At 62.9% G+C, this 26,328-nt stretch carries 31 protein-coding genes; 26 read left to right on the forward strand and 5 right to left on the reverse strand.

Annotated features, from left to right (window positions below; translation table 11 throughout):
- The 3 genes from NN5_RS08735 to NN5_RS08745 all read left to right on the forward strand — a co-directional run.
- On the forward strand, positions 1-2,089 hold a 2,089-nt coding region (locus tag NN5_RS08735), incomplete at its 5' end, for a strawberry notch C-terminal domain-containing protein (RefSeq protein ID WP_174523883.1).
- A complete protein-coding gene (locus tag NN5_RS08740; RefSeq protein WP_067733895.1) occupies positions 2,089-3,123 on the forward strand; it encodes a DUF7146 domain-containing protein in 1,035 nt (344 codons plus the stop codon). The genes NN5_RS08735 and NN5_RS08740, both read left to right, overlap by 1 nt.
- Before the next feature lie 307 nt (positions 3,124-3,430).
- Positions 3,431-4,357, forward strand: a complete 927-nt coding sequence (locus NN5_RS08745; RefSeq protein ID WP_067733942.1) for a DUF2493 domain-containing protein — start codon at positions 3,431-3,433, stop codon at positions 4,355-4,357.
- A gap of 13 nt (positions 4,358-4,370) precedes the next feature.
- On the opposite strand, the gene NN5_RS08750 is transcribed toward NN5_RS08745, so the two are convergent.
- Positions 4,371-4,988: a plasmid pRiA4b ORF-3 family protein gene (locus NN5_RS08750; RefSeq protein ID WP_067733896.1), complete on the reverse strand. Its 618-nt coding sequence runs from the start codon at positions 4,986-4,988 to the stop codon at positions 4,371-4,373.
- 304 nt (positions 4,989-5,292) lie between these two features.
- On the opposite strand from NN5_RS08750, the gene NN5_RS26280 reads away from it, so the two are divergent.
- The 7 genes from NN5_RS26280 to NN5_RS08775 all read left to right on the forward strand — a co-directional run bounded on the left by NN5_RS26280 (position 5,293) and on the right by NN5_RS08775 (position 8,652).
- Complete coding sequence (locus tag NN5_RS26280; RefSeq protein WP_169800969.1) at positions 5,293-5,457, forward strand: hypothetical protein; 165 nt, start codon at positions 5,293-5,295, stop codon at positions 5,455-5,457.
- 72 nt (positions 5,458-5,529) lie between these two features.
- Positions 5,530-6,039 (forward strand): hypothetical protein, encoded by a 510-nt coding sequence (locus tag NN5_RS08755; protein WP_444543908.1) that lies wholly within the window; start codon positions 5,530-5,532, stop codon positions 6,037-6,039.
- A 579-nt stretch (positions 6,040-6,618) separates the two neighbouring features.
- The gene (locus NN5_RS08760; RefSeq protein WP_067733898.1) at positions 6,619-6,945 is read left to right on the forward strand and encodes a DUF736 domain-containing protein; all 327 of its coding nucleotides are present in this window, start codon (positions 6,619-6,621) and stop codon (positions 6,943-6,945) included.
- A 197-nt stretch (positions 6,946-7,142) separates the two neighbouring features.
- A complete protein-coding gene (locus tag NN5_RS08765) occupies positions 7,143-7,397 on the forward strand; it encodes a helix-turn-helix domain-containing protein (protein ID WP_067733899.1) in 255 nt (84 codons plus the stop codon).
- 114 nt (positions 7,398-7,511) lie between these two features.
- On the forward strand, positions 7,512-7,784 hold the full coding sequence (locus NN5_RS08770; RefSeq protein WP_067733943.1) for a DNA -binding domain-containing protein: 273 nt from the start codon (positions 7,512-7,514) through the stop codon (positions 7,782-7,784).
- Positions 7,785-7,898: 114 nt separating this feature from the next.
- Positions 7,899-8,186 carry a transcriptional regulator domain-containing protein gene (locus tag NN5_RS26840; RefSeq protein WP_281190410.1) on the forward strand — a complete coding sequence of 96 codons (288 nt, stop codon included), beginning with the start codon at positions 7,899-7,901 and terminating at the stop codon, positions 8,184-8,186.
- The gene (locus NN5_RS08775; protein WP_067733900.1) at positions 8,137-8,652 is read left to right on the forward strand and encodes a DUF2285 domain-containing protein; all 516 of its coding nucleotides are present in this window, start codon (positions 8,137-8,139) and stop codon (positions 8,650-8,652) included. The genes NN5_RS26840 and NN5_RS08775 overlap by 50 nt, the downstream gene beginning before the upstream one ends.
- Before the next feature lie 21 nt (positions 8,653-8,673).
- On the opposite strand, the gene NN5_RS08780 is transcribed toward NN5_RS08775, so the two are convergent.
- A complete protein-coding gene (locus NN5_RS08780) occupies positions 8,674-9,015 on the reverse strand; it encodes a hypothetical protein (RefSeq protein WP_067733901.1) in 342 nt (113 codons plus the stop codon).
- A gap of 194 nt (positions 9,016-9,209) precedes the next feature.
- Between NN5_RS08780 and NN5_RS08785 the strand changes: the two genes are divergently transcribed.
- The 9 genes from NN5_RS08785 (at position 9,210) to NN5_RS08825 (ending at position 17,416) form a co-directional block, all read left to right on the forward strand.
- A complete protein-coding gene (locus tag NN5_RS08785; RefSeq protein WP_067733902.1) occupies positions 9,210-9,491 on the forward strand; it encodes a helix-turn-helix transcriptional regulator in 282 nt (93 codons plus the stop codon).
- A gap of 18 nt (positions 9,492-9,509) precedes the next feature.
- Positions 9,510-10,655, forward strand: coding sequence for a replication initiator protein A (locus NN5_RS08790; RefSeq protein WP_067733903.1), 1,146 nt, complete (start codon positions 9,510-9,512; stop codon positions 10,653-10,655).
- A 103-nt stretch (positions 10,656-10,758) separates the two neighbouring features.
- Positions 10,759-11,280, forward strand: a complete 522-nt coding sequence (locus NN5_RS08795) for a DUF2840 domain-containing protein (RefSeq protein WP_067733904.1) — start codon at positions 10,759-10,761, stop codon at positions 11,278-11,280.
- Positions 11,277-11,834: a S26 family signal peptidase gene (locus NN5_RS08800; protein WP_067733905.1), complete on the forward strand. Its 558-nt coding sequence runs from the start codon at positions 11,277-11,279 to the stop codon at positions 11,832-11,834. Before NN5_RS08795 ends, NN5_RS08800 begins: the two co-directional genes overlap by 4 nt.
- A 68-nt stretch (positions 11,835-11,902) precedes the next feature.
- On the forward strand, positions 11,903-12,250 hold the full coding sequence (locus tag NN5_RS08805) for a DUF736 domain-containing protein (protein ID WP_067733906.1): 348 nt from the start codon (positions 11,903-11,905) through the stop codon (positions 12,248-12,250).
- The gene (locus tag NN5_RS08810; protein ID WP_067733907.1) at positions 12,237-12,959 is read left to right on the forward strand and encodes a lytic transglycosylase domain-containing protein; all 723 of its coding nucleotides are present in this window, start codon (positions 12,237-12,239) and stop codon (positions 12,957-12,959) included. Before NN5_RS08805 ends, NN5_RS08810 begins: the two co-directional genes overlap by 14 nt.
- 231 nt (positions 12,960-13,190) lie before the next feature.
- The gene (locus tag NN5_RS08815) at positions 13,191-14,930 is read left to right on the forward strand and encodes a relaxase/mobilization nuclease domain-containing protein (RefSeq protein WP_067733908.1); all 1,740 of its coding nucleotides are present in this window, start codon (positions 13,191-13,193) and stop codon (positions 14,928-14,930) included.
- A gap of 27 nt (positions 14,931-14,957) precedes the next feature.
- On the forward strand, positions 14,958-16,949 hold the full coding sequence (locus tag NN5_RS08820; protein ID WP_067733909.1) for a conjugal transfer protein TraG: 1,992 nt from the start codon (positions 14,958-14,960) through the stop codon (positions 16,947-16,949).
- A complete protein-coding gene (locus NN5_RS08825; RefSeq protein WP_444543909.1) occupies positions 16,949-17,416 on the forward strand; it encodes a CopG family transcriptional regulator in 468 nt (155 codons plus the stop codon). Before NN5_RS08820 ends, NN5_RS08825 begins: the two co-directional genes overlap by 1 nt.
- Here NN5_RS08825 and NN5_RS08830 read toward each other — a convergent pair.
- From NN5_RS08830 to NN5_RS08840, 3 genes are read right to left on the reverse strand one after another with little or no spacing between them, the layout of a single operon-like run.
- Positions 17,403-17,849, reverse strand: a complete 447-nt coding sequence (locus tag NN5_RS08830; protein ID WP_245656365.1) for a hypothetical protein — start codon at positions 17,847-17,849, stop codon at positions 17,403-17,405. The genes NN5_RS08825 and NN5_RS08830 overlap by 14 nt on opposite strands.
- Positions 17,846-19,156 carry a type II toxin-antitoxin system HipA family toxin gene (locus NN5_RS08835; RefSeq protein ID WP_084384829.1) on the reverse strand — a complete coding sequence of 437 codons (1,311 nt, stop codon included), beginning with the start codon at positions 19,154-19,156 and terminating at the stop codon, positions 17,846-17,848. Before NN5_RS08835 ends, NN5_RS08830 begins: the two co-directional genes overlap by 4 nt.
- Positions 19,146-19,511, reverse strand: coding sequence for a helix-turn-helix transcriptional regulator (locus tag NN5_RS08840; protein ID WP_217998622.1), 366 nt, complete (start codon positions 19,509-19,511; stop codon positions 19,146-19,148). Before NN5_RS08840 ends, NN5_RS08835 begins: the two co-directional genes overlap by 11 nt.
- 361 nt (positions 19,512-19,872) lie before the next feature.
- Here NN5_RS08840 and trbB point away from each other — a divergent pair, with 361 nt between their 5' ends.
- From trbB to trbL, 7 genes are read left to right on the forward strand one after another with little or no spacing between them, the layout of a single operon-like run.
- On the forward strand, positions 19,873-20,859 hold the full coding sequence (gene trbB, locus NN5_RS08845; protein ID WP_067733911.1) for a P-type conjugative transfer ATPase TrbB: 987 nt from the start codon (positions 19,873-19,875) through the stop codon (positions 20,857-20,859).
- A complete protein-coding gene (locus NN5_RS08850) occupies positions 20,856-21,188 on the forward strand; it encodes a TrbC/VirB2 family type IV secretion system protein (RefSeq protein ID WP_067733912.1) in 333 nt (110 codons plus the stop codon). The genes trbB and NN5_RS08850 overlap by 4 nt, the downstream gene beginning before the upstream one ends.
- Positions 21,188-21,469, forward strand: a complete 282-nt coding sequence (locus tag NN5_RS08855) for a VirB3 family type IV secretion system protein (protein WP_067733913.1) — start codon at positions 21,188-21,190, stop codon at positions 21,467-21,469. Before NN5_RS08850 ends, NN5_RS08855 begins: the two co-directional genes overlap by 1 nt.
- Positions 21,470-21,482: 13 nt before the next feature.
- Positions 21,483-23,921, forward strand: a complete 2,439-nt coding sequence (gene trbE / locus NN5_RS08860; protein ID WP_067733914.1) for a conjugal transfer protein TrbE — start codon at positions 21,483-21,485, stop codon at positions 23,919-23,921.
- On the forward strand, positions 23,918-24,691 hold the full coding sequence (gene trbJ, locus NN5_RS08865; protein ID WP_067733915.1) for a P-type conjugative transfer protein TrbJ: 774 nt from the start codon (positions 23,918-23,920) through the stop codon (positions 24,689-24,691). Before trbE ends, trbJ begins: the two co-directional genes overlap by 4 nt.
- A gap of 9 nt (positions 24,692-24,700) precedes the next feature.
- Positions 24,701-24,991, forward strand: a complete 291-nt coding sequence (trbK-alt, locus tag NN5_RS08870; RefSeq protein ID WP_067733916.1) for a putative entry exclusion protein TrbK-alt — start codon at positions 24,701-24,703, stop codon at positions 24,989-24,991.
- 1 nt (position 24,992) lies between these two features.
- Positions 24,993-26,327, forward strand: a complete 1,335-nt coding sequence (trbL, locus tag NN5_RS08875; RefSeq protein ID WP_067733917.1) for a P-type conjugative transfer protein TrbL — start codon at positions 24,993-24,995, stop codon at positions 26,325-26,327.
- Position 26,328: the final 1 nt, after the last annotated feature.

The raw sequence follows: 26,328 nt of genomic DNA on the forward strand, positions 1-26,328 counted from the left end.
GATCATCCACAACCACCTGGATGCGGCAATGGAAGCCGCGAATATCACCGGCAGCGATGGCACGCTCAACCGCCAGGCGAAGTCCGCCGCCCGCAGCGCCTTCGAGTCGGTCAAGCAGCGCTTCTTCGGTCACCTCCTGACCTCGATGAAGACGCCCACCCTGATCCGCTCCATCGAACGCGATCTCGAGGCCGATCATGCTGCCGTGATTCAGATCGTTTCCACCGGCGAGGCCTTGATGGAACGGCGGCTCGCCGAGATCCCGACTGAAGAATGGGGCGATGTGTGCGTGGACATCACGCCGCGCGAATATGTTCTCTCGTACTTGCAGCACTCCTTCCCGGTGCAGCTCTACGAGCCCTACACCGACAGCGAGGGCAATCTGGCGTCGCGCCTAGTCGTTCGCGATGGCCAGCCGGTCGAATGCCGTGAAGCTGTCGCACGGCGTGACGACCTCATCGAACGGCTTGCCTCCCTGTCACCGGTGCCCGGCGCCCTCGACCAAATCGTCCAGCGGTTCGGCACCGAAATGGTCGCGGAAGTCACCGGGCGCTCGCGGCGGATCGTGCGCAAAGGCGAGCGCTTCGCCGTCGAAAACCGGGCCGCCAGCGCCAATCTGGCAGAGACCGCCGCCTTCATGGACGACCTCAAGCGCATCCTAGTCTTCTCGGATGCCGGCGGCACTGGACGCAGCTATCATGCCGACATCTCCGCCCGGAATCAGCGCCTGCGCGTCCATTATCTTCTCGAACCGGGCTGGAAAGCGGATGCCGCGATCCAGGGTCTGGGGCGGACCAATCGCACCAATCAGGCCCAGCCACCGCTTTTCCGGCCGATCGCGACCGATGTGAAGGCCGAGAAGCGGTTCCTCAGCACGATCGCGCGCCGGCTCGACACGCTCGGGGCAATCACGCGCGGCCAGCGGCAGACCGGAGGCCAGGGCCTGTTCCGGCCCGAGGACAATCTCGAAAGCCCCTATGCCCGCGCGGCGCTGCGACAGCTCTATCTTCTCGTCATCCGCGGCAAGATCGAGGGCTGCTCGCTCGAGCGGTTCGAGAATGCCACAGGCCTGAAACTGACCGACACCAATGGAAACAAGGACGAACTGCCGCCGATCACGACCTTCCTGAACCGGCTTCTCGCACTCACCATCGAATTGCAGGGCATCCTGTTCTCGGCCTTTGAGCAGTTGCTCGACGCGAAGGTTGCTGGCGCCGTGGCGAGCGGCACCTATGATCTGGGGCTCGAAACCCTCACCGCAGAAAGCTTCGTCGTTACGGATAGGGTTAGCATCTACACCCACCCGGCAACCGGCGCCCAAACTCGGTTGCTGACCATCGCCCAGCGCGAGCGCAATCGGCCACTGTCGCTCGCCGATGCATTGGCTTGGCTGGGAAATGACCATGGTCGTTTACTGGTCAACACCAAGTCGGGCCGCGCCGCCGTCCAGGTCCCGGCACCATCGTTGATGCTGGACGATGGCGAGATCGAGCGCCGGGTTCGCCTGATCCGTCCGATGGAACACCATCACGCCTCATACGCCATGATGGCTGACAGCCACTGGGAGGAGGTGGACCGCGATGCCTTCGCCCATGCCTGGCAACGCGAGCTGACAGACGTGCCGACCTTCACGGAGAGCACGATCCACATCGTGGCTGGTCTGCTCCTGCCGGTGTGGAAGCGATTGCCCGATGAATCGACCCGGGTCTATCGGCTCCAGACCGACGACGGCGAGCGCATCATTGGCCGGCGCGTTTCGCCTGCATGGGCGGCCAATGCTGACACTTCGAGCTCGCCCGACCTGACCGGCGATGCCGCCTACGGTGCTCTCCTCGACGGGCAGACAATCATCGACCTTGCCGAAGGCCTGCAATTGCGGCGGGTCAAGGTCATGGCCGCAAACCGCATCGAGCTGACCGGCTTTACCGAGGCGATGCGCGAACGCCTGCGCGCCTACGGGCTGTTCACCGAAATCATCTCGTGGAAGCTGCGCTTCTTCGTCCCGGTCGACGCAAGCGGCCCCACCGTTCTCGCACGACTGCTTGAAACCTATCCAGCCCAGCGCCTGCTGGAACGGGAGGCTGCCTGATGGCCCGGGTCAATGCAGGCGATGTTGCCCATCGTCTCGGCCGCCAGGCCGAGGCGGTGTGCCGCCGCTACCTCAGTGCCGGCTGCAAGCATGGCAACTACTGGCTGGTCGGCGATACCAACAATACGCCGGGGCGCTCCCTCTTCGTCCGGCTCCACGATTCCCCCAAGGGCGCGGCGGGCAAGTGGCAGGACGCGGCCACCGGCGAGCACGGCGATTTGCTGGACCTAATCCGACTGGCACGGGGGCTCACTGAGTTCGCCGATGTTGCCGAAGAAGCCTGCGCGTTCCTGAGCCTGCCGCATCCAGAACCCACGCCGTTACCGAACAAGCTGGTGCGAGCGGCGAAAGGTTCGGCCGATGCCGCAAAGCGGCTCTTTGCCATGTCACAGCCAATCGGCAGATCCGTCGTCGGCACCTATTTGCACCATCGCGGCATTGCGTCATTGCCCGGGCCGGCAACCCTGCGCTTCCATCCCCGCTGCTACTATCGAGCGGGGGAAGGCGAAGCCACCCAGACATGGCCGGCGATGATCGCCGCCGTCACCGATCTCGATGGCCTGATCACCGGAGTGCACCGTACCTGGCTGGCCCCCGATGGGGCCGACAAGGCACCCATCAACACTCCGCGCAAGGCGATGGGGAACCTGCTCGGTCATGCGGTTCGCTTCGGCATTCCCGGCGAAGTCATGGCTGCAGGCGAGGGCATCGAGAGCGTGCTATCCGTTCGCGAAGCCGTCCCCGGCATGGCGATGGCCGCGGCACTTTCGGCTGCGCACCTCGCTGCCATCGCATTCCCCGATGCGCTGCGCCGCCTCTACATCATCCGCGACAATGATCCGGCAGGCGATTGGGCCGGCGATAGCTTGGTCGAGCGAGCCCATGCAGCCGGGATCGAGGCGTTCGTGCTGTCGCCAGAGCGGGGGGATTTCAACGAGGACCTTTGCGCCCACGGCCTTGACGCGCTGCGGGCAAATATCCGGGGCCAGATCGCCCCGCAGGACGAGGCTCGTTTTCTCGATTATTCAGCCTGATCATCGGTCCGGTGAATATCCTGCGGTCCTACGGGTATGCTCGCATCGCGATTGCTCTCACCATCGACAAAGGGCCGCGCCCGGCCTTCGAGAGGGCGATAGGCCCACAAGCGTTCCGGCCCCGCAATGGCTGAGGCCAGCTATTTTCCGGCGGCGCGCTTCGCCCGCCTTTCCATCGCGAAGCAAAATAGCCGGCCTTGCGCCATCCTCCGCTGCCGCTGCGGCCCTACGGGTGCAGAGCCAGCCCGTTCGTGGGCTTCCTCGCCATGAAGGCCGCGAGGGCGCGGTCCAATCGATGGAGCATCCGATGGACGAGCATGACGACTTTGAACCGCATCACACCTCTTCTCCGACCGATCACGTTTTGCAGGAACTTCAGCTCTACGGTTACCGCCCCTTCGACGATGAACCCGATCCCCGCCCATTGCCCGAAGGCAACCGGGTCGCCGGTGCCATCGCCGACATCTTCGATGCCCTGATATCCAGCATGGAAGACACGCGCCTCGAGCCCGACCTCGACGACCTCCTCTGGTCGACGGTCAATCTCTTCCACCGCGCCTGCCAGCGGATCGAACGCGAACTCGACGATAACGAGGTGGGCCAGCGCCGCCTCCAGAACGAACAGGATGGCAGCGAGGTGAAGTCCGTCGAACTGGAGCGCCTGACCGCCCAGGGGCAAAGCCTCCTTGAACGGCGCGATGCTTTCGAACTGATGCGCGATCAGGCCGCAGAGCAATTCGAGCGGCAAACCAGGTCGAGCTGGAAACCGCACTCGGGCTCCATGGTTAACCATCGCCACCTGACGGCCGCCATGATCGACAGCCGCGACTTCATCAACGCCAAGCGCCGCGCCGAAACCGAAGTGCTCCTGCCAGCAGGGCCGAAGATCGCCTTCTCCGGCGGTGAATGTGCCGATCACCAGCTGATATGGGCCAAGCTCGACCAGATCAAGGTCAAGCATCCCGACATGGTACTGATGCATGGCGGCTCACCCAGGGGGGCCGAGAAAATCGCATCACGCTGGGCAGATACCCGCAAGGTGCCACAGATCGCCTTCAAGCCAGACTGGACGCGCCATGCGAAGGCAGCGCCCTTCAAGCGCAACGATCAGATGCTCGCCATCATGCCGATCGGGGTCATCATTTTCCCCGGCTCTGGCATTCAGGACAACCTCGCCGATAAGGCCCGCAAGCTCGGGATTCCTGTCTATCGGTTCGGCTCCGGCGGCGCCTGAGCGCCGCCGGACGCTAGCTCTTTCGAGGCTTGGGCTGGTGCAGCCGCCGTTTGACATTGGGTTTCAGTGCATTGCCAACGTCCTTGTCGATGATCGCCAGGTCAAACCAGTCCGGGTCGAAATGGCCTCCGCACCATTGTTTGGTTTCGCCATGTTCTGGATCATCGGGGTCCCTCATGATTTCGAGAAACCGTTCATAGCCGGGAATTCCGCCAACATCTTCTGGAGGGCGAGCACCCGATCCATCTACGCATTGGGCTTTCTTCGGCGCAGCATCGAGGGAAAGCCATTGCTCCAATTCGACAGTGTGCATCCAATTGTCGCCGAAATCATAGAGGTAGTTGAACCTCGTCCCAGATCTCGAGAAGTCCCGCAGGCGCACGTCGGTCTGCTCAAAGACCTGAGGGTCGTCTTCGCAGGAACCCTCGTAGGCGGCGGCAGCATCGCCGAAGCGCAGCCCCCCGATTTGAAACTCGTGCAGATGGTAATTCCACCAGTTGAATGCGGCCTGGATCGTCAGATGGAGTTGTTCGAGATTCCAGTGAATCGGGACGATCAGCCGCCTCCAGACCGGAGGCTCTATGTCGTCAATCGACACACGAATCTGAATGGCATTGAACGGTTCGAACATACTGGCAACAAGCCGTTCCAATAGGGCGGCGTCAAGCTTTGTCACAGACGCGCGGCATGCAAATTTCGCTTGAGCCATGATCCTCAGCCACATCGCTCCCATTCGGCAACTGCTCACCCCCGCTTCAAATGCGCTGATCCTTGGCCCGGCCCAGGGCCTGACGCCATCAACCCGTAAAGGGTCGGACTACGCAAAGCGTGCCGCCGAACTGGCTTCGCCAGCCCGGTGATTGCAGCCCTTGGCCAGTCACGTCGGGCGCCTGTCAGCGGGGGATGAGCCTCCGCTTCGAACAGGAGCAGGTCCGATGTCCCTCAACGATGCACAAGCCTTCGCCTTCAGCCTCGCTGCAACCCTGATGGTCGCCATCGTCATTTTCCGCGCTGGTGACGGCAGCCTGTCGGTCATACCGGCCACCGAGTTCGATCACGATGCCGAAGTCATCGCGGAAATCGATCCTTTCGCGCTCTGACCGCGCCCAATCGCTCCGGCGGCGTGGAAACTGCAACGGTTTCCGCTCCCGCTGGGGCCTGAATTCCGCTATATGGCTACCCGCGCTGTGGTGGTGGTGGAGGCGCAACCGTCAGACCTTTTGTCACGGGAGACCGCCACCATGATTATTCTTGGTATTTTTCTGTCGATTGCGGCGATCAGCTTCTTTTGCTGGTTGCTGTTCACGCTTGCGGTGTTCGCGCTGCCCTTTTTCGTCGGCATGAGCGTTGCTGCATGGGCCTATCAATCCGGCGCCGGCTGGCTGGGCGCGACATTCATCGGACTGCTTGCGGCAGGCCTGACGCTCGGCTTTGGACAGATTGGCCTAATGCTCGTGCGGCCCACTTGGGCGAGACTGTTGATTGCACTCGCCTTCGTCGCGCCTGCGGTCATGGCCGGATACCACGCTACCCGCGGCATCGTGCAGCACACCATGCCCTCCGAAACCTGGCAGCAAGTATTCTCGGTGATCGGCGCGATCGTTGTGGGCTGCACGGCGTTCGTTCGAGTAGCAGGCATGGCAGGCACCAAGCCGTCGCCGGGGCATCTGGCAAGCACCTGAAGCAGGCCGATAGATTTACTGGACGACCGATGAGGCGAAACTTTTGCCGTCCTGCTGGAAGAGAGCGGCAAAACGGGGCTGCATCGTCGGATCACGCTGGCCCATACTCCCACAAGGCTCCACCGTCCGAACGACCAAGGGTTGCCCGATTGACGCGGTATGTGACCAGCACGTGGCCCGGGGCGTTTCGTGATGCGTGCTGCGTTTGATAGCGCGCCAGCCTGTCTGGCGAGGGCGAGATCGCGGTGTTGGTGGGCCGCGCCGGTCTGAAGGGCGAAGGCGTATCGCCACGATTGTCCCATAACAGTTCGCTCGCGCCCGCTCCAAACGGCCTCTGTCATGGGCTGATCTGGCCGAAGACCGGCTGCGCCTCGACCGCCTATGCCGCAACCGCGTTCCGCCAACTTTCTTCCCCTGCCGGCCAGGGCCGTCATTCCTCGCGAGACAAGAAAGCTGGCTTCACGCCGTCCTGCGCTTCGCTGCGGCAGCAAGCTGTGCGGCGTCGGTCGTCTCCGGCCTCTCGATCGCCATCGAGGCCGCAATGGTGCGGGTTCGAAGACGAATGAACGGAGATTTCTCATGGCTACCATTGGCACCTTCAAGAAGACCGGCTCGAACGAGTTCACCGGCGACATCATCACCCTCAGCGTCCAGGCCAAGGGTGTGCGCATCATTCCCGACCTGCGCGCCACCGGCGAAAACGCCCCCAGCCACCGGGTCGTGGTCGGCCGCGCGGAAATCGGTGCAGCCTGGTCCAAGCGTTCGGGCGAAGGCCGCGACTACCTGGGCCTCAAGCTGGATGATCCAAGCTTCAATGCCCCGATCTACGCCAACCTCTTCGACGACGAAGACGGCGAAGGTTATTCGCTGATCTGGTCTCGCCCCAATGGTCGCCGGGGCGACTGAGGCCCGCAGCCAGGCCCCGGCCGAAACGGCCGGGGCCTTTTGGCATTCGAGCGACCGAATCAGTTCCGGCCGCCTCGCCACTAGTTCGCAGATCCAAAGCTTGATTGCCGCACGATGGAGGTGGCATTTGCGCCAAGGACGACTAATATAGTCGTAGTTCTGGCGCGTTCATCCGCGGTGGTGGGAGGCGATCATGCATGATCACCGCTCGCCAATCGCGGGCCGCACGCGCGTTGCTGGGATGGACACAGGAGACGCTCGCTGACAAGGCCCAGGTCTCTCTGACCGCGCTCAAGCGCCTCGAATCCGAAAGCGGGCTCGAGGTGTACGAATCCACACGCGATCAGGTGCGCAGGGCGCTTGAATCCGCCGGTGTCGTTCTCCTGTCCACGGAGAAGGGCGAAGGTGTTCTGCGACTCCATCAACCAGGTGATCGATCAGCCAGGCCATGAGGTCGGCTGTCACAGCTATCTTCGACCGGAAAAATTCTGCGAGCCGCTGTTCAGGATCAATGCTAGGGCCGATGGAAAGTCGCAAAAACACCTAGAACAACGTGGTGGCCGGTGATGGACGAGTCTACACCGCAGTTTCTTGATCAACCGCCGCAGGGCCAGCAACTCACCTCTTACGATCGTGAGCACATGGTGCTGTATCTCCGATTGTTGGATGCGCATCGGGACGGCGCCGACTGGCGTGAAGCCGCGCAGATCCTGTTCGGACTAAACGCGGCGATCGATCCGGAAAGAACCCGCAAGGTGCATGACGCCCACCTTGCGCGCGCGCGATGGATGACCGAACACGGCTACCGCGAACTGCTGCGCAAGGGGCAGCCCGACTGACAGGTGATGCCGCTGCGGCATCGCCTGTTGCCGAGATGGGGACTTCCGGCTCCCGTCACAGAAAGGAATCATCGCCCTCCCGTAATCGTCTGAGGCCGGGGGAGAATCGAGATGATGCCGGATGCTTCTCAATGGCGTTCCGCTGCACGCTACGAACCCGTCGAACGCATGAGCGCCTCGGGCCTTGCGTGGGAATGGCTTCGACGAAACGAAGCCTATAACCGCGATTTCGACGAATTGTCGGCGAAAGATGCCAACATCCCCATGCTGACGGACGCGATCCGTCAGCGCTGGAGGTTACGATTTCGCGGTCGACCCAGCACTCGATCAGGCCGCCACTACCGTTATCTGGATGCCCCAGGACGACACCAGCATCGTCGTGGTTGCCGATGCTCCATCTGAGTTGACCGCCCGTTCTGGCGGGCACTCGCTGCCTGAGGCGATCACCGGAAGCGATGGCAGCATCACCCTCCCGCTAGCCAACGGCGAGCATATCCAGATCCAGCTTTTGACCTCCGGGTCCGGCCAGGCGGTGGCCTTGATTCCACTGGATATTGATGGATTTGGTAGGCTGGAGGCCACGCATCGCCTCCTAGCAGCGCTTCATGGGCGGGCCATTCCGCCTGATACTCGGTTGACCCGACAGCAACGGATGCGATCGCGCCGAATGTTGCAGGCTTTCGATGGGGCGCGCAGTGGTGCCACCCAACAGGACATCGCTCGAACTCTGTTCCGCATCGGCCCTGTCAGCCGGGACGAATGGCAGGCGTCTGCCTCACGCCATGCAGTCATGGCGTTGCTACGTGATGCCCGAGCCATGATAGCGGGCGGATATCGCAATCTATTGCGGCACCGCCGACGCACATAACGTCATGTGGATGGTGATTGGCTAGCCACGACTGTCGCGCAGGGTTCTGGCAATCAACCAATGGTGCAAGACCTGCACTGCGGTGAACGCCGAGCCGATGATTATCAGCATCGGCAAAACCATATCTTCTTGTCCGGCCCTCGGCCTCACAGTCAGTGCGAGGAACACGAAAAGGCCAAGGATCACCGCCGCTGTCGCCGGAATGAAGCTCAGCGCGACAATGCGTGGAGCCCACCAGTTTACCGATCCTGACAAAGACCACTGCATCGGCAACCGATCGGCAGTCCGAAAACGACCATTTGCTCGCAGCGACAAGGCGGCAACGATCAATCCGAAGATCAGCGCAAGGCAAAGCACAATCATAGGAAGCTGCCCGTATCACCTCTGGTGACTTGGGCAAAATGAACTTGGTCGCCCCGATCCACTGCCCGTTACCGGTGTGGAAATTCGCAGGGTGGGAAAATCCCGCTGCAACTCGCCGATTTCGCTTCGCCATTGTGGCCTTCGCCCGCCGTCGATCTCCCACGGCACCAACGAAGCCCACGAAAGGCCGACCTATGCGACCCGATCTCGCCGTTCTGCCGCCACGCTACTTGCGTACCAAGGAAGCCGCCGCGTTTCTCAGCCTTTCGCCGCGAACTCTCGAAAAGCATCGGACCTACGGCACCGGCCCCGCCTACAAGAAGCTTGGTGGGCGGGTGGTCTACTCGGTCGATGATTTGCAGCATTGGGCTGAGCGCGGTGCCGTCACCTCGACGTCCGACCCCCGCGGCACCGTGCTGCCAGCAAAGTGGCATCCGGACGATGTCGTTCCTTTGGCTGGCCGTCTGGCGCGCTGACCCGCGCCGGATTTGCACATGGCACCACGCCTTCAATCCCTCCCGGAGCGCGGACAGCTCGATCTGTTCCGCACGATCCCAGGCGACGTCGCCCCCCGAGACGCGCAGGACCTCATGGCCTATCCATTCTTTTCCCTGTCCAAGACCCACCGCGTCACACCAATCGACTTTGCTGCTGGCAATGTTTCGATCCGGGTCGAGGCCGTGCCGGATCATGGCATGGCCACCATTTGGGATGCGGATATCCTGATTTGGGCCGCCAGCCAGATCGTCGAGGCGCGCGACGCCGGCTTTCAAACGTCCCGGCTGATCGTCGCCACGCCCTATGAGGTGCTGAAGTTCATCGGACGCGGCACGTCCATGCGCGACTACCAGCGCCTGAAAGCAGCGTTGGACCGGCTGCAATCGACTACCGTGGCCACTTCCATACGCCAACACGCCGAGGGACGGCGGCACCGATTTTCATGGATCAATGAATGGAAGGAACGTCGGGACAGCAATGGCCGACCCGACGGTATCGAGATGATCCTGCCCGACTGGTTCTATCAAGCCGTGCTTGACGACGCCCTCGTGCTGACCATCGACCGGTCCTATTTCGATCTCACCGGCGGCCTTGATCGCTGGCTCTACCGTCTGGTCCGCAAACATGGCGGAAAGCAGCGTCATGGCTGGCGGTTCGACTTTCGCCACCTTCACTTGAAGTCCGGCAGCCTGTCGCCCTTCAAGCGGTTTGCGTTTGAGCTGCGGGACATCGTCCGTCGCCAGCCGCTCCCGGGCTATGTCCTGTTCCTCGAAGTGGAAGCCCGCGGCCGAACACTGCTCGCGTTCAAGCCGTCGACGCCCGGTGGAAAGCCTGTGGATGGCGTCGTGCCATCGGGAACCAGAGCGCCCGTGCCATCAGGAACCCCGGCCTCGTGCCAACGGGAACCAAAACAGGGGCTAACTCTCGACAGGGTAAGCCGAAATCGCACCCGTAACTTAGATTCTAACCAAGAATCTAACATTGAAGAACGCGCGCGCGATGTGCGCGGCCTCATCGACACGGTCCGCAACAGCCTCACGGTCAATGCGCGGCAGCGGCGATCTCATCTCCACAACGAGCGGGAATTTGCCCGCACACCCGAACTTCCCTTCAAGTCGCCGCCGGATGAGCAGCCATGCTGATCCCACGGCTCCATCTCGCGCGACCGCAGCGGACCTGTGGCCCCTCAATCGGCTGTTCTCGCGCTGCTGACCGACCCTCTGCAAACTTCTTTGGAGATCCATCATGAACAGCGCCACGGCCTCCGGTGCGCGGCTCGGCCCCGCGCCGCTCACGCACGCTGCCGATGCCCTGACCCACGTCGAACTGACGCATATCGAGAAGCGGATCGAGAACTGGATCAGGTTCGGCCGCCATGTCCACGAACAGATCCTCGATCGACGACGGCGCGTGCTTAGCTATCGACCGGGCAGCGTTTTCGGCTTCATTCGCTGGGCCGCAAACGACTTCGGCACCCTTGCTTCGCGGATCGACATCGTCCGTGCCGTGGCACCTGGTGAGGACCATCAGACGCTGCCTTTCATCCGACCCGGCGGCGAGATCCTGCTGACTGCCGATGGCTGGCCCAAGGTTTGCCAGATCCTTCGTATGATCGATGATGTGGAAGCCGTCGGACTCGATGCCTGCGACGTAGCCCCCGATCACTGGCGCCATGTCGCGAACCGGATGAGCGTCGGTCAGGCACCCCGTGCATACACGCCAGAGCGTCATCAGGCATGGCTCAAGCGCCGGGAGATCGAGGGATGACCCGTTTCGGCTACGTCATGACGACGTATTTCTGCGTGCTGGGCATCGGCATCGCTTCGTTCGTGCCCTTGCCGCTCCGGCTGGTCTGGAATGCATCGGCCAGCGTTCCCATCGGTCTCTATGGGCTTGAGCCGCCGCGCAATCTTCGCGTCGGCGATCTGGTCGCCGTGACACCGCAGCGGCCGCTGGCCGATTTCATGGTGGAGCGCGGTTACCTCGGTAGGGGCGTGCCGCTGATGAAGCACGTGGCAGCACTGCCCGGCCAAACTGTTTGTCGGCTGAGAAGCACGATCACCGTCGACGGCATGCCTCTTGGCGATGTGCTCGACCGAGACCGCAAAGGGCGGAGACTGCCGGTCTGGCAGGGTTGCCGCCGCATCGCAGTAGGCACCGTCTTCCTGATGAATTCCGCCGTGCGGGACAGTCTCGACGGTCGCTATTTCGGCCCGATCTCGGCTCGCACGATTATTGGTCGAGCAACGCCGATCTACATCGATGAAGCGGCGAACGGCCAATTCGTCTGGCGCGCAGCCGACCATCCGGCGGCGCGCTGACCGCGCCCCTTTGGCCGGGTCATCGCTCACCAACCAGCATCTCAACCGGCAACGCGAGGAGACCTGCAATGCCACAGATCGGCACCTTCACTGAAACGGCGGACGGCTTTGTCGGACGTATCCATACTTTCTCGCATTGCCAGGAGGTCGGCATCCTGCCCGCCGAGCCGTCTGATGCTGAAAATGCGCCGGACTTTCGCATTCATCTCCGTCTTGACGACGGCATCGAGGTCGGACCGGAGATTGGCGCGGGCTGGAAACGTACTGGCGAGCGCGCCGGCACCTACATCGCGCTGATCATCGACGACCCCGCCCTGCCGCAGCCCATTCGCGCCAATCTGTTCCGCGACGCCGACGACGGTGCGTGCTGGTCGCTGCACTGGAATCGCATATCCAGACGTGATGCGCGGGATTGATGCCATGCACCGCTCTGCACTCCTCTTCCTTTCCGGCCTGACTTGCGCCTGCTCCATGCCAACGGCCACGCTCGCGCAATCGGCTGCGACCGAACGCGCGATGCCAGGAGTTCCGTTCAGCGAATTCATCACCGAGGCGGCGTCACGCTTTGCGCTTCCTCCAGCCTGGCTGCACGCCGTCATGCATGCCGAAAGTCGCGGAAAGTCTCGCGCCGTTTCGCCAATGGGGGCGATGGGCCTGATGCAGATCATGCCTGCAACATGGGACTATTTGCGCGCACGGCATCGCCTTGGACCAGACGCTTTCGATCCGCACGACAACATCATCGCAGGCGCTGGATACATCCGTGAGCTGTATGATCGCTACGGGTCGCCGGGCTGGATAGCAGCCTACAATGCCGGCCCCGGGCGATATGAAGCTGCGCTCAGGGGGCGACCTTTGCCCGCCGAAACTCGCGCCTACGTCGCTGTGGTCGCACCCGCGATCGGGCAGAATCGCGTTGCAAGCACTCCGACAATTGCGATGGTCGATCGCTTCGCTTGGACACGTTCGCCGATCTTCGTCGGTCGCCGTGACGTCTCCGGTGCGCTGACGGCAGAGCCAGCTGACGCGCAAGGTATCGAGCCTCTGCAACGTGCCGACACCGCTCCTGCCAAGCAAACCCACGGCCTCTTCGTTGCGCGGACTGCGGGGGCAGGACCTCAATGATCGACACCTCACCCAATCGCATTCTCTCGAAGGATAGCGGGAGATGGGGGGAGGCTGCGCCCACAACCGAGGGAGGGCAGGATAAAAGGGCGCACGTTGCGCCTCGGTCGGTTGGTTGTTTTTCCGAGGTTTTTGTGGCCTTTGCGCACCTTGCGCCGGGTATCGGCAAGGTGCCGAACCTACCTAACAGTCTGCTTCTCCATCGCCTTTTACACATTGTTCGGTGCACCGATGGCCGATGACCGCGAATTTCGCATCCGCCCTGGCCGCATTCGTTCATCGGGCTCGCAGCGCGCACGGCCATTCATCGCCCAGGCCTTGGCGGCAGCCGAGCGAGCTGGCGGGGGTATTTCACGCGCAGGTCGCATCAAGACGAGAAATACCTCGCGTTTCGGCCGAGGACAGCGCGCTAGCATCCAGGCCAACAGGCTCATAACCGCACGCACACGCGGCGCCGTCGTCAAGGCGCGCATCGTCCGGCACACTGCGCGTAGCGCGCCGCTTACGACCCATCTCGATTATCTGCGCCGCGAAGGCGTTACCCGCGATGGCGAGAAAGCCCGTCTGTTCGGTCCGGATACGAGCAACGTCGAAGGCGGGTCGTTCGCCGACCGCTGCCGGGATGACCGTCACCATTTCCGGTTCATCGTTTCACCCGATGACGCACTGGAGATGTCGGATCTCCAAAGTTTCACCGGCGAGTTGGTAGCGCAGATGGAAAAGGATCTGGGCACCCGGCTCGATTGGGCTGCCGTCGATCATTGGAATACCGAGCATCCCCATGTCCACCTTATCGTGCGCGGTGTACGTGACGATGGGCAGGATCTGGTCATCGCCCGGGACTATATCAAGGAAGGCGTGCGCGATCGGGCGCGCGACCTCATCACCCAGGAATTGGGGCCGCGCACCGATCTTGAGATTCGTCGGACCCTCGAACATCAGATCGGCGCGGAGCGGTGGACCCAGCTCGACCGGCAATTGGTTCGTGATGGCAGAAGGAACGGTGTCATCGACGTGGCGCCGCTGCCCGGCGGGGAGCCTGATCCGTTCCAGTCCCACAAGATCGGTCGCCTCCGCAAGTTGGAGACGCTCGGGCTCGCGGCACAGATCGGTCCCGGGCAATGGTCCATCGACGATAGGGCCGAGGCAACCTTGCGCGAAATCGGTGAGCGCGGCGACATCATCAAACGCATGCACCGGGCACTGACCGAACGGGGCATCGAACGCGCCGCTGCTAGTTACGTGCTTGCAGCCGAGCATCTCGACCAGCCGATTGTGGGCCGTCTGGTGACGCGCGGGCTCGACGATGAATTGAAGGGCACCGCCTATGCGGTGGTAGACGGCATCGATGGCCGAACCCATCACCTCCGGCTGTCCGACCTCGATGCCGCCGGTGACAGCGCCCCGGGCTCCATCGTCGAACTGCGCGCCTTCGATGACGCACGAGGCATACGGCGCGTGGCATTAGCCACCCGCTCAGACCTCGATATCGCCCAGCAGATTAAAGCCATCGGTGCGACTTGGCTCGACCGACAAGCCATCGCCCGGGAACCAGCCGGCTTGTCAGAAGGCGGCTTCGGTGGCGAGGTGCGTGAAGCACTGGGCCGCCGTGCCGAACATCTGGTCCGCCAGGGGCTCGCCGAGCGACACGGTGTGCAGATTCGGTTTGCACGCAATCTCATCGACACGCTTCGGCGGCAAGAGTTGGACGCTCTTGGAAACAGGCTCTCCGCCGAGATGGGCAAGCCATTCAACCACACCGGCAACGGCGAATATGTAGCCGGGACTTACCGACAGCGCATGACGTTGGCGTCTGGCCGCTTCGCAATGCTCGACGATGGCCTCGGCTTCCAACTCGTGCCCTGGACGCCCGCCCTTGAACAGCACCTCGGTCGCCATGTGTCGGGCGTGGCTCGCACCGACGGCGGCATCGACTGGAGCTTTGCCCGCAAGCGGGGGCTCGGTCTCTGATCCATCACATTCGAAAGGAGCATTTTTATGTCCGCGACCAAGATCCTGTGGGGCCAGGTCATTACCGTCATCCTGATCGTGCTCACTACGACATGGGCAGCGACGGAATGGGTGGCCTGGCGCCTGGCATTCCAGCCAGAATTGGGGGCGCCATGGTTCAGCCTCTTCGGTTTCCCTTTCTATCTGCCTCCCTCGTTCTTCTGGTGGTGGTACGGCTTCGATGCCTATGCACCGGCCATCTTTGTCGAGGGGGCTTATATCGCTGCCTCCGGCGGCCTGATTTCGGTTGTCGTTGCCATCGCCATGTCGGTCTGGCGTGCGCGCGAAGCGAAGAAGGTCGAGACCTACGGCTCGGCGCGCTGGGCAGAACCCGGTGAGGTTCGCTCCGCAGGCCTGCTTGGTGCCGATGGTGTCGTCCTAGGTCGTTTTCAGCATGAGTATTTGCGGCACGATGGGCCTGAGCATGTGCTGTGCTTCGCACCGACCCGCTCTGGGAAAGGCGTCGGTCTGGTCGTCCCCTCGTTGCTGGCCTGGCCGGGTTCAGCCATCGTCCACGACATCAAGGGCGAGAACTGGCAACTTACTGCGGGCTTTCGGGCGCGTTTCGGGCGGGTGCTGCTGTTCGATCCGACCAATGCGAAGTCCGCCGCCTACAATCCGCTGCTCGAAGTTCGGCGCGGCGAATGGGAAGTGCGCGACGTCCAGAACATCGCGGACATTCTGGTCGATCCCGAAGGCAGCCTTGAGAAGCGCAACCACTGGGAGAAGACCAGCCACGCCCTGCTGGTCGGCGCGATCCTCCACGTCCTATATGCCGAAGCCGACAAAACGCTCGCCGGCGTCGCCGCGTTCCTGTCCGATCCCAAGCGCCCCATTGAATCGACGCTCGCCGCGATGATGACGACGACGCATCTGGGCAAGGTTGGCCCACATCCCGTCATCGCCAGCGCTGCCCGCGAACTGCTCAACAAATCGGACAACGAACGATCGGGCGTGCTGTCGACCGCCATGTCGTTCCTCGGCCTCTATCGCGACCCGGTGGTCGCCGCAGTGACCCGGCGCTGCGACTGGCGGATCGCCGACATTGTCAGCGGACAGCATCCGACGACGCTCTATCTCGTCATCCCGCCATCTGACATCAACCGGACCAAGCCGCTCATCCGGCTCCTGCTCAACCAGATCGGCCGGCGTCTCACCGAAGACTTGCAGGCAAAAGGCGGCAGGCACCGTCTGCTTCTGATGCTTGACGAATTTCCCGCGCTTGGCCGCCTCGACTTCTTCGAAAGTGCGCTGGCGTTCATGGCAGGCTACGGGCTGAAGAGCTTCCTCATCGCGCAGTCGTTGAACCAGATCGAGAAGGCCTATGGTCCGAACAACTCGATCCTCGACAATTGCCATGTCCGGGTGAGCTTCGCGACCAACGACGAGCGCACCGCCAAGCGTGTGTCGGACGCACTGGGCACAGCGACTGAAATGAAGGCCATGCGCAACTATGCCGGGCACCGCCTCTCGCCCTGGCTCGGGCACCTGATGGTGTCGCGATCCGAAACCGCGCGTCCCTTGCTGACACCGGGCGAAATCATGCAGCTTCCGCCCACCGATGAAATCGTCATGGTTGCCGGAATTCCGCCGATCCGGGCCAAGAAAGCTCGCTATTTCGAGGATGCGCGATTCAAGGAGCGGCTCCTGCCGCCGCCTGCCTTGGTCATCTCGAAGCAAGAGCAGGCAGACGACTGGACCGGCTTGACCGTGCCGCCTCCGCCGGCGCCCGCTGAGGCAATGCTGACGAGCGGCGGGGATGATGACGATCCCACCGATTCCGAGCGCCGCCATCAGCCCGAATTGAGTCTGGCCAAGCCGGTGGAGAGCCCGCAACCCATCCCCAATGAGTTCGAGATCGACAGCGACCACAATGATGAGGGAGACGATCTGGCGGCACGAAACCGCACGTTGACCGGGATCATGCAGGGCGTGGCACGGCAGGCATCGCTCGACTTCGGCGACGGCATGGAGATCTGATGGCTATGACCCTCCGCAAGAAGAAGGCCCAGATTTCCGTCTATCTCGATCCGGATGTCATGACGATGCTGGCGGATTATGCCGCACGTCGCAATCAGTCGCAGTCGTTAGTGGCAGAAGCGGCTATCGCTTCGTTTCTTTCGCCGGATGCTGCCGACCGACGCGAAGCGGCTTTCGCTAAACGGCTCGATCAGCTCGATCGTCGTATGGCGCGAACGGAACGCGATGTGGGCATCGGGATCGAGACCTTGGCGGTATTCATCCGCTTCTGGCTGGCGACCACACCTGCCTTACCAGAACCGGCGGCCCATGCTGCCCGGGCCAAAGCCGGCGAACGCTACGACGCCTTCGTCACGGCACTCGGCCGACGGTTGGCCAAGGGACCGAGGCTGCGTCAGGAAATCCCAGAGGAACGCGCGGTTGAAGGTAGCGGTGCTTCGCCATCTCATCCGCTCAAAACGGAATGACCCCACTGCGGAATGCGGCAACGACTTCTGACCGATCCACGAACTCCCGCTTATTCTCGACGTTCCACTGAGGAAAGGAGAGGAATAAGGGATCGGCGAGAACGCCGATCCTCGGCTTATGGCCGGCAAATTGGTGTGCGGTCAGATCGTAGTTCCAGTCACCTACCATGACCCAGAAATGGTGCTCATATCCACAAGCCTTCGATCCCTTGATAATGCAGACGTTGTCGAGCCGATATTTCTCTTCGAGGAGGTAGGTCAGCATGAGCGACACGCTCTCGCAGCAATTCTGCGGGTAGGAATATCCGAAGGGGTAGTCGAAGATCCTTTCGAGCCTGTTTCTCTCCAAAAACCCCAGCAACTTGGTCGCTGAGCCGTCGATGTCGGTTTTGCGGACCTTTGGATTCCCATTTCTGCGGTGAATTGCACTCAAAGTTGCGGCACTCCATCGACATACCCTTCGAAGGCGTAATCATTGAGGAACTGGCGGCGCCACAGATATCCGCGATCAACTTCGCTCAGTGCGGCTTCCTCGCAGATATTGGGCCACAACCGGGCGATCTTGACGATCTGGTCGTTGATCAGATCACGGGCATCGCGGTCGCTGAGCAGGAAATTCGGCGCCGATAGGCGGCAGCTTTCCAGCAGGCTGCGCTTGTCCTCACCATTCACCAGCATCGCCTGATTGGCCTCCCGGCCATTTCGTGGCTGCGGGCATATGTCGTATGCCTTGGTGAGCGTGAGGCTGGCACCATCCCAGAAGGCGGCATGGTTGCGGGCATGGTCGTCGGTATTGCCCGTCAGCACGTTGAAGACCATCCGCCCGAACAGTTCGCGCAGAGTCGCTTGCGGATCGGTGAAGCGTGCGCGCACCATCTCTGCGAGGTCGACATAGCTCGCGTAACGGGCCTGCATTTCTGTGAGGCCGAACATCGTCAGGGCAGAGACCATCGCCCGGCGAGTCCAGCCTGTCCCGTTCCATTCGCGGTCGAAGCGGCGCACCAGGAGGACATCCTTGCCGCTTGCCTTCGTCAGTTGCACGGGCGCGACATCTAGCCCCACTTCTGCTGCGAGGCGCATCGCAACGAATTCGGCCTTCACCACGGCCATGGTATCATTGGTGGCTGAGAATTTGGCGATGAACTTGTCTTCGCCATTCTGGATCAAGGCCTTGGGACGTGCGCCGCCGATGGAACTCCCGTGGAACAGCGCCTTGTCCAGAGCCTGGGGGATGGGTTCGCCTCGCTCGACCCGTTCGGCTGCTTCCAGCAGTTCCTCAAGCGTCGCATTGTCCTGCTCACGGGGCTGATACTTGTCGGCTGAGGTCTGGAAATCGAGCGCGCCAATGCGATCGGAACCCGAATTGAGCATGAAGGTCAGTTCGTCGAACTCGACATTGTGCGCGGCCTCGCCGCCAAGGCCCGTCAGACGATTGATGATGACCCGGCGCCCCCATGCGTCCGGCGCGCCGTCGCGCAAGCACCCGGCCATGTCGAGCGGTGCTTCGGGCAATATCCTGCCGCGCTGGAGTGGCAGCTCCGGTGCATAGATCGGTACGGCGTTGGCGCGTTCGAGATAGGAACGGCCATAGTTGAAGGCATAGAGGCCACCATCCAACTCGATCCTCCCGGCAATGACCGGCTCAAGCGCGCCCGGCAGCCATATCCACACGAAAGCCTCCGTGGCGGGCGCGATCGGATCGTGAGTCGTAGTGGTGGGCTGAGGGCGATCAGAAGTCATCCTTCACCTCCGAGCGAGGACGCCGCACCGACTGCGGAAGGAGCGCCAGCTTGTCGTTGACCCTGGAAATCTCGGGAGCAAGCCGCGATGGCTCGTCGACAAAGAGTGGGACACCCACCAACGTCGCAGCCTCGAACACCAGCCCAATTTCTACCTTGGGGTGCCCCTTTTCGATCAGTTGCAGCGTGCTGCGCGCGATACCTGCGCGGGCCGCCAGGTCAGCCTCCGACATCTTGCGCTGTTTGCGTGCGAGGCGAATGAGCCCTCCCATCATGGTCAGTGCTTCACGCGTCACGCGGGAATATGGGCGGGGGTGGTTGGTCATATAAACCTCAATGCCGGTTATGGCGGTCATAAGGCTATTTCTCGACCGCGATAACGGTCAATACCAGCGGCGATGTTAAAAAACAATGGAATGACCGCGTAGGCAGTCATGAAGCCCATTCCTGATGGTTATAGCGGTCATTTTTAGACCTTCCGGCAGAACTTAAAGCTATTGGCGATGCCGAGCGCTTGTCCGTGCTCTGTTGCAGGCGACCAAGGCACTGCGCGTCGCTCCGCTGCCTTCCCAGATCCCCGGAACTCCGCCGTTTGCCTGTATTTGCACGCCACGCTTCTACTACGACCGAAAGCTGTTGAATCGACCGAATTTCTGGCTCTCTTAATCATCCCCAAGCCGGGGAGCGCCTGTTCCCCCCGGTGACACGGGGAACCCGATGGCGGCTTCACACCACAATTCGCAAAGGTCGGCACGCGGCGCGCGCATGCTGCGCACAGCGCTCGGTCCCGCGATTGCTCGCTTGCTCGAAGACCCGTCCGTCGTCGAAGTTATGCTCAATCCAGACGGACGACTCTGGGTCGACCGCCTGTCGGAAGGGCTTTCCGATTCCGGCGAGCATCTCTCTGCCGCCGATGGTGAACGTATCGTCCGCCTGGTCGCACACCATGTCGGGGTCGAAGTGCACGCCAGTTCGCCGCGCGTATCCGCCGAGCTTCCCGAAACGGGGGAGCGGTTCGAGGGGCTGCTCCCGCCTGTCGTCGCCGCGCCCGCCTTCGCCATCCGGAAACCCGCCGTCGCGGTCTTTACGCTGGCTGACTATGTCGCGGCCGGGATTATGGCGAGCGATCAGGCCGAGGCCTTGCGCTCAGGTGTTGCCGCACGCGCCAATATCCTCGTCGCGGGCGGCACTTCGACCGGCAAGACCACGCTTACCAACGCGCTCCTGGCCGAAGTCGCGAAGACTGACGACCGGGTCGTCATCATCGAGGACACGCGCGAACTGCAATGCGCCGCGCCGAACCTCGTCGCCATGCGCACCAAGGATGGTGTCGCCTCACTGTCCGAACTCGTGCGCTCGTCGCTCCGCCTGCGTCCCGACCGCATTCCTATCGGCGAGGTGCGCGGGAGCGAGGCCCTCGATCTCCTGAAAGCTTGGGGGACCGGCCATCCCGGCGGGATCGGCACGATCCACGCCGGCAGCGCCATCGGCGCACTGCGGCGGATGGAGCAGCTCATCCAGGAAGCCGTCGTCACCGTGCCCCGCGCGCTGATCGCGGAAACGATCGATCTCATCGCCGTCCTCGCCGGTCGCGGTGCTTCTCGCCGCCTTGTCGAACTGGCCCGCGTCGAGGGTCTGGGTCCGGACGGCGACTACCACGTCACACCCATCATCCCTCGGCCCAAAGAAGGAGCCTGCCCATGAATGTGCTTGCCCATCGTTCCTGTCACCGCCTGACAACGGCCCTGTCTGCACTTGTCCTCAGTGCCGTGATGGCGCCTGCGGCCCACGCTTCCGGCTCCTCGATGCCCTGGGAAGCCCCGTTGCAATCCATCCTCCAGTCGATCGAAGGCCCTGTCGCCAAGATCATCGCGGTGATCATCATCATTACCACCGGCCTGACGCTCGCGTTCGGCGATACATCGGGCGGTTTTCGCCGCCTGATCCAGATCGTCTTCGGTCTCTCGATCGCCTTCGCTGCATCGAGCTTTTTCCTCTCGTTCTTCTCGTTCGGCGGCGGGGCGCTCGTCTGATGATCGGCGGTGTCGAACAGGGCGGCGAGATCGCAGGCTACACGGTCCCGGTTCACCGGGCACTGACCGAGCCGATCCTTTTGGGCGGCGCACCGCGCGGCCTCGCCATCCTGAACGGCACACTCGCTGGCGCCGTCGGTCTCGGCCTGCGCCTCTGGCTCGTCGGCATTGGCATCTGGGCAATCGGCCATGTCGTCGCCGTCTGGGCCGCCAAGCGCGATCCGCTCTTCGTCGATGTGGTGCGCCGCCATTTGCGCATCCCCGGCCATCTTTCCGTCTGAGGAGCGCCCATCCGTGTTCAACCTCGCCGAATACCGCAACCGCAACAGCCGGCTCGCCGATTTCCTGCCCTGGGCAGCGCTGGTCGGCCAAGGGATGGTCCTCAACAAGGACGGCAGCTTCCAGCGCACGGCTCGGTTCCGCGGGCCGGACCTCGATTCCGCAGTGCCTGCCGAACTGGTCGCCGTAGCCGGGCGGCTCAACAATGCCTTCCGCCGCCTCGGATCGGGCTGGGCGATCTTCGTCGAGGCCGATCGCCATACCGCGGCCCATTACCCCGACTGCCGGTTCCCCGACGCCGCCTCAGCGCTGGTCGATGCCGAGCGCAAGGCCGATTTCGAGGAAGCTGGCGCACACTACGAGTCCGCCTACTTCCTCACCATCTGCTTTTTGCCGCCAGCGGAAGACGCCTCCCGCGCGGAAAGTTGGCTTTACGAGGGTCGGGAGCATTCCGGCATCGCGCCGTTCGAAGTGCTCGCCGGCTTTGCCGACCGCACCGATCGCATCCTGCGGCTGATCGAAACCTTCATGCCCGAATGTCGCTGGCTCGATGATGCCGAGACGCTGACCTACCTCCACGGCTGCGTATCGACGAAGCGGCACCGCGTCCGCGTGCCCGAAACGCCGATGTATCTCGATGCGTTGCTTGCCGATCAGCCGCTGACCGGCGGCCTCGAGCCGCGCCTTGGTGCTTCGCATCTGCGGGTTCTCACCATCACCGGCTTCCCGACAGCCACCACGCCAGGTCTGCTCGACGAGCTCAATCGCCTGGCATTCCCATACCGATGGGCGACACGGGCGATCCTGCTCGACAAGACCGATGCGACCAAGCTGCTGACCAAGATCAGGCGGCAATGGTTCGCCAAGCGCAAAAGCGTCGCTGCGATCCTCAAAGAGGTGATGACCAACGAGGCATCGGTCCTCGTAGATACCGACGCGGCGAACAAGGCCGCCGACGCCGACCTCGCGCTCCAGGAACTCGGGGCGGACTATGCAGGCATGGCCTATGTCACAGCGACCGTGACGGTCTGGGATCTCGATCCGCGCACCGCCGATGAAAAGCTGTGCCTTGTCGAGAAGATCATCCAGGGCCGCGATTTCACCGCCAGTCCGGAAACCATCAACGCGGTCGATGCCTGGCTCGGCTCCCTGCCGGGGCATGTCTACGCCAACGTCCGGCAGCCGCCCATCAGCACTTTGAACCTCGCCCACATGATACCCTTGTCAGCGGTGTGGGCGGGGCCGGAACGGGACGAGCATTTTGCAGCGCCCCCACTGCTCTTCGGCAAGACCGAAGGCTCGACCCCGTTCCGGTTTTCCCTTCACGTCGGCGATGTCGGGCACACGCTCGTCGTCGGCCCGACCGGCGCGGGCAAGTCCGTTCTCCTGGCGCTCATGGCGCTTCAGTTCCGCCGTTATGCCGGAGCACAGGTCTTCGCCTTCGATTTCGGAGGGTCGATCCGGGCAGCCGCGATCGCCATGGGCGGCGACTGGCACGATCTCGGTGGCGGTCTCACTGACGCAGCGGACACCTCGGTCAACCTGCAACCGCTCGCGCGGGTCGATGATCTCGCCGAACGCGGCTGGGCTGCTGACTGGATCGGCGCGATCCTGACGCGCGAAGGCGTGGCAATGACTCCCGACGTGAAGGAGCACGTCTGGACCGCGCTGACTTCACTGGCCTCAGCGCCCGTCGACGAGCGGACCCTCACCGGCCTTGCGGTCCTGCTCCAGTCCAATGATCTGAAGCAGGCGCTGCGTCCCTATTGCGTCGGCGGCGCCTACGGCCGCCTGCTCGATGCCGAGGCCGAATATCTCGGCAGCGCCACGGTGCAGGCGTTCGAGACCGAGGGACTGATCGGCACCGGGGCAGCATCGGCGGTCCTGGCGTACCTCTTCCACCGGATCGAAGACCGCCTCGACGGATCGCCAACTCTCATCATCATCGATGAAGGCTGGCTAGCGCTCGATGACGAGGGCTTCGCCAGCCAGCTGCGCGAATGGCTGAAAACACTGCGCAAGAAGAACGCCAGCGTCGTTTTTGCTACCCAGTCGCTATCCGACATCGACGGGTCGGCAATCGCGCCCGCCATCATCGAGAGCTGCCAGACCCGGCTGCTCCTCCCCAATGAACGCGCGATCGAACCACAGATCACGGCCATCTATCGCCGCTTCGGGCTCAACGATCGCCAGATCGAGATCATCGCGAGGGCAGCCCCCAAGCGCGACTATTACTGCCAGTCCCGGCGCGGCAACCGGCTCTTCGAGCTGGGTCTGTCCGACGTCGCACTGGCGCTCTGCGCTGCCTCATCGAAGACCGATCAGGCCGCCATTGCCAAGATCCTCAGCGAGCACGGACGCGAAGCCTTCCTTATCCAATGGCTTCGGCACCACGGGCTCGGCTGGGCCGCTGACCTCGTCCCCAACCTCACAAACCAGGACAAAGCCCCATGAAACTGCGCCGCACGCGCAGCGTTCGGCTCATTGCCGCGCTGCTTATCGCCCCTGTGGCCCTCACTCCGATGCTGGCAGCGCCGGCTTACGCACAATTCGGGTTTGGTGGGATCGTCTACGATCCCTCGAACTACGCGCAGAATGTGCTGACAGCGGCGCGATCCCTCCAGCAGATCACGAACCAGATCACCTCGCTCCAAAATGAGGCGCAGTCGCTGATCAATCAGGCCCGCAACCTCGCGAGCCTGCCCTATTCAGCGCTCCAGCAGCTCCAGCAGTCGGTACAGCGCACCCAGTCGCTGCTGAGCCAGGCCCAGAACATCGCCTATGACGTGCAGTCGATCGACCGCGCTTTTCAGCTCAAATATGGCAGCACCGCCATGTCGGCGAGCGATACCCAGCTCATCGCCGATGCGCGCACGCGTTGGCAGAATACGGTCGGCGGCTTGCAGGATGCCATGCGCGTGCAGGCTGGTGTCGTCGGCAATATCGACACCAACCGTACCCAGATGTCGGCGCTCATCGGCCAGAGCCAGGGCGCGACCGGAGCCTTGCAGGCAGCACAAGCCGGCAACCAGCTCCTCGCGCTTCAGGCACAGCAACTGGCCGACCTCACCGCGCTTATCGCGGCCAATGGCCGGGCGCAGGCGCTCCAATCCGCAGAACAGGCGGCCGCGGCGGCACAGGGTCAGGAACAGCGCCGCCGGTTCCTGACGCCCGGCAGCGGCTACCAGCCCGGCAACGCCAAGATGTTCCAGTCAGGCAATTGAGGTCGGACGATGGACGGCAAGACCCTCGCACGCATCGGCGCCGTTGTTTTCGTGGCCCTCGCGGTCACGGCAACCGCGATCGATATGAGCCGCCGCGATTCAGCGCCGGAAACAGCACCGGCAAAGGTGCCGTCCATCGTTACCCAAGATCCGCTCGACGCGCAGCTTGCCCGCTGCGGGCAAGCGGGCGAGGCCGGTGCACACGATCCGCAATGCCTGAAGGCTTGGGCCGACAATCGCCGTCGCTTCCTCGGATCTGAGCCGGAGCAGTCTGCATCCGATCCCACGGAGGTCCGCTGACATGGGCGGCACCGGCGTCATCGACCATTTTCTCGAGGTCTTCACCCGCTACATCGATGGTGGCTTCGGTCTCCTGCACGGCGAAGTCGCATTCATTGCGACAACGCTGGTGGTTATCGACGTTACGCTTGCCGCGCTGTTCTGGTCGTGGGGCGCCGACGACGACATCATGGCGCGCCTGATCAAGAAGACGCTGTTCGTTGGCATGTTCGCTTACATCATCGGCAACTGGAATAACCTCGCCCGTATCGTCTTCGAAAGCTTCGCCGGCCTTGGTCTCAAGGCTAGCGGGTCGGGCTTCAGCACCGCCGACCTCCTCAGCCCCGGCAAGGTCGCGCAGACAGGGCTCGATGCCGGGCGACCGCTGCTCGACTCGATCTCCAACATGATGGGCTACTGGTCCTTCTTCGAGAACTTCATCCAGATCGCCGTCATGCTCTTCGCCTGGGCGCTGGTGCTGCTCGCCTTCTTCGTCCTTGCTATCCAGCTTTTCGTGACCCTGATCGAGTTCAAGCTGACGACGCTCGCAGGCTTCGTGCTCATACCCTTCGGCCTCTTCGGCAAAAGCGCCTTCATGGCTGAACGCGTGCTCGGCAATGTGATTTCGTCTGGCATCAAAGTGCTGGTGCTCGCCGTCATCGTCGGCATCGGCTCGACGCTGTTCTCCGAGTTCACAGCAGGCTTCGGCGGTGCGACGCCAACGATCGACGAGGCCATGGCCATCGTTCTTGCCGCCCTGTCGCTGCTCGGCCTTGGCATTTTCGGACCGGGCATTGCGAACGGCATCGTCTCGGGCGGACCGCAGTTGGGCGCCGGCGCCGCCGTGGGGACTGGCCTTGCCGCTGGCGGCATGGTCGTTGCCGGGGCCAGCGCTGCAGGAGCCGTCGCATCAGGCGGAGCCGCATTGGCAGGCGGGGCCGCCGCCGCCGCGCGCGGCGGTGCAGCGCTCGCAGGAGGAGCATCGACCGCCTATAGTTTGGGTGCGGCCGAAAAGACCGGCGTTGCCAGCGTGGCTTCTGGTCTCGCCAATGTCGTCAGCACTGGCGCTCAAGCCGCCGCTTCGCCGCTTAAACGGGCCGCTTCGAAAACTGCCGACAGCTTCAAGTCCAGCTATCAGGCGGGCGCCGATGCTACTGCCGGGATCGCTGGCGGAGCCACCGAAGGCGCCCCCGCCGCAACTGCTTCATCGCCGCCCCCGGAAAGTCAGCCCGATTGGGCCAAGCGCATGAAGCGCAATCAGCAACTTTCCCAAGGCGTCCAGGTCGCCGCGCACGCCGTCAAAGCCGGCGACAGCCACGGCGGTGGCGCGTCCATCAACCTCTCCGAAAGCGACTGAC

The sequence above is a fragment of the Novosphingobium naphthalenivorans NBRC 102051 genome (genome assembly GCF_001590985.1).
GTDB classification, from domain to species: domain Bacteria; phylum Pseudomonadota; class Alphaproteobacteria; order Sphingomonadales; family Sphingomonadaceae; genus Novosphingobium; species Novosphingobium naphthalenivorans.

Bases quoted from the DNA above. Each gene is read 5' to 3' on its own strand.
- NN5_RS08740 (WP_067733895.1), top strand. From the start codon at position 2,089: ATGGCCCGGGTCAATGCAGGCGATGTTGCCCATCGTCTCGGCCGCCAG.
- NN5_RS08745 (WP_067733942.1), top strand. From the start codon at position 3,431: ATGGACGAGCATGACGACTTTGAACCGCATCACACCTCTTCTCCGACC.
- NN5_RS08750 (WP_067733896.1), bottom strand. From the start codon at position 4,988: ATGTTCGAACCGTTCAATGCCATTCAGATTCGTGTGTCGATTGACGAC.
- NN5_RS26280 (WP_169800969.1), top strand. From the start codon at position 5,293: ATGTCCCTCAACGATGCACAAGCCTTCGCCTTCAGCCTCGCTGCAACC.
- NN5_RS08755 (WP_444543908.1), top strand. From the start codon at position 5,530: ATGGCTACCCGCGCTGTGGTGGTGGTGGAGGCGCAACCGTCAGACCTT.
- NN5_RS08760 (WP_067733898.1), top strand. From the start codon at position 6,619: ATGGCTACCATTGGCACCTTCAAGAAGACCGGCTCGAACGAGTTCACC.
- NN5_RS08765 (WP_067733899.1), top strand. From the start codon at position 7,143: ATGATCACCGCTCGCCAATCGCGGGCCGCACGCGCGTTGCTGGGATGG.
- NN5_RS08770 (WP_067733943.1), top strand. From the start codon at position 7,512: ATGGACGAGTCTACACCGCAGTTTCTTGATCAACCGCCGCAGGGCCAG.
- NN5_RS26840 (WP_281190410.1), top strand. From the start codon at position 7,899: ATGCCGGATGCTTCTCAATGGCGTTCCGCTGCACGCTACGAACCCGTC.
- NN5_RS08775 (WP_067733900.1), top strand. From the start codon at position 8,137: ATGCCCCAGGACGACACCAGCATCGTCGTGGTTGCCGATGCTCCATCT.
- NN5_RS08780 (WP_067733901.1), bottom strand. From the start codon at position 9,015: ATGATTGTGCTTTGCCTTGCGCTGATCTTCGGATTGATCGTTGCCGCC.
- NN5_RS08785 (WP_067733902.1), top strand. From the start codon at position 9,210: ATGCGACCCGATCTCGCCGTTCTGCCGCCACGCTACTTGCGTACCAAG.
- NN5_RS08790 (WP_067733903.1), top strand. From the start codon at position 9,510: ATGGCACCACGCCTTCAATCCCTCCCGGAGCGCGGACAGCTCGATCTG.
- NN5_RS08795 (WP_067733904.1), top strand. From the start codon at position 10,759: ATGAACAGCGCCACGGCCTCCGGTGCGCGGCTCGGCCCCGCGCCGCTC.
- NN5_RS08800 (WP_067733905.1), top strand. From the start codon at position 11,277: ATGACCCGTTTCGGCTACGTCATGACGACGTATTTCTGCGTGCTGGGC.
- NN5_RS08805 (WP_067733906.1), top strand. From the start codon at position 11,903: ATGCCACAGATCGGCACCTTCACTGAAACGGCGGACGGCTTTGTCGGA.
- NN5_RS08810 (WP_067733907.1), top strand. From the start codon at position 12,237: ATGCGCGGGATTGATGCCATGCACCGCTCTGCACTCCTCTTCCTTTCC.
- NN5_RS08815 (WP_067733908.1), top strand. From the start codon at position 13,191: ATGGCCGATGACCGCGAATTTCGCATCCGCCCTGGCCGCATTCGTTCA.
- NN5_RS08820 (WP_067733909.1), top strand. From the start codon at position 14,958: ATGTCCGCGACCAAGATCCTGTGGGGCCAGGTCATTACCGTCATCCTG.
- NN5_RS08825 (WP_444543909.1), top strand. From the start codon at position 16,949: ATGGCTATGACCCTCCGCAAGAAGAAGGCCCAGATTTCCGTCTATCTC.
- NN5_RS08835 (WP_084384829.1), bottom strand. From the start codon at position 19,156: ATGACTTCTGATCGCCCTCAGCCCACCACTACGACTCACGATCCGATC.
- NN5_RS08840 (WP_217998622.1), bottom strand. From the start codon at position 19,511: ATGACCGCCATAACCGGCATTGAGGTTTATATGACCAACCACCCCCGC.
- trbB (WP_067733911.1), top strand. From the start codon at position 19,873: ATGGCGGCTTCACACCACAATTCGCAAAGGTCGGCACGCGGCGCGCGC.
- NN5_RS08850 (WP_067733912.1), top strand. From the start codon at position 20,856: ATGAATGTGCTTGCCCATCGTTCCTGTCACCGCCTGACAACGGCCCTG.
- NN5_RS08855 (WP_067733913.1), top strand. From the start codon at position 21,188: ATGATCGGCGGTGTCGAACAGGGCGGCGAGATCGCAGGCTACACGGTC.
- trbJ (WP_067733915.1), top strand. From the start codon at position 23,918: ATGAAACTGCGCCGCACGCGCAGCGTTCGGCTCATTGCCGCGCTGCTT.
- trbK-alt (WP_067733916.1), top strand. From the start codon at position 24,701: ATGGACGGCAAGACCCTCGCACGCATCGGCGCCGTTGTTTTCGTGGCC.
- trbL (WP_067733917.1), top strand. From the start codon at position 24,993: ATGGGCGGCACCGGCGTCATCGACCATTTTCTCGAGGTCTTCACCCGC.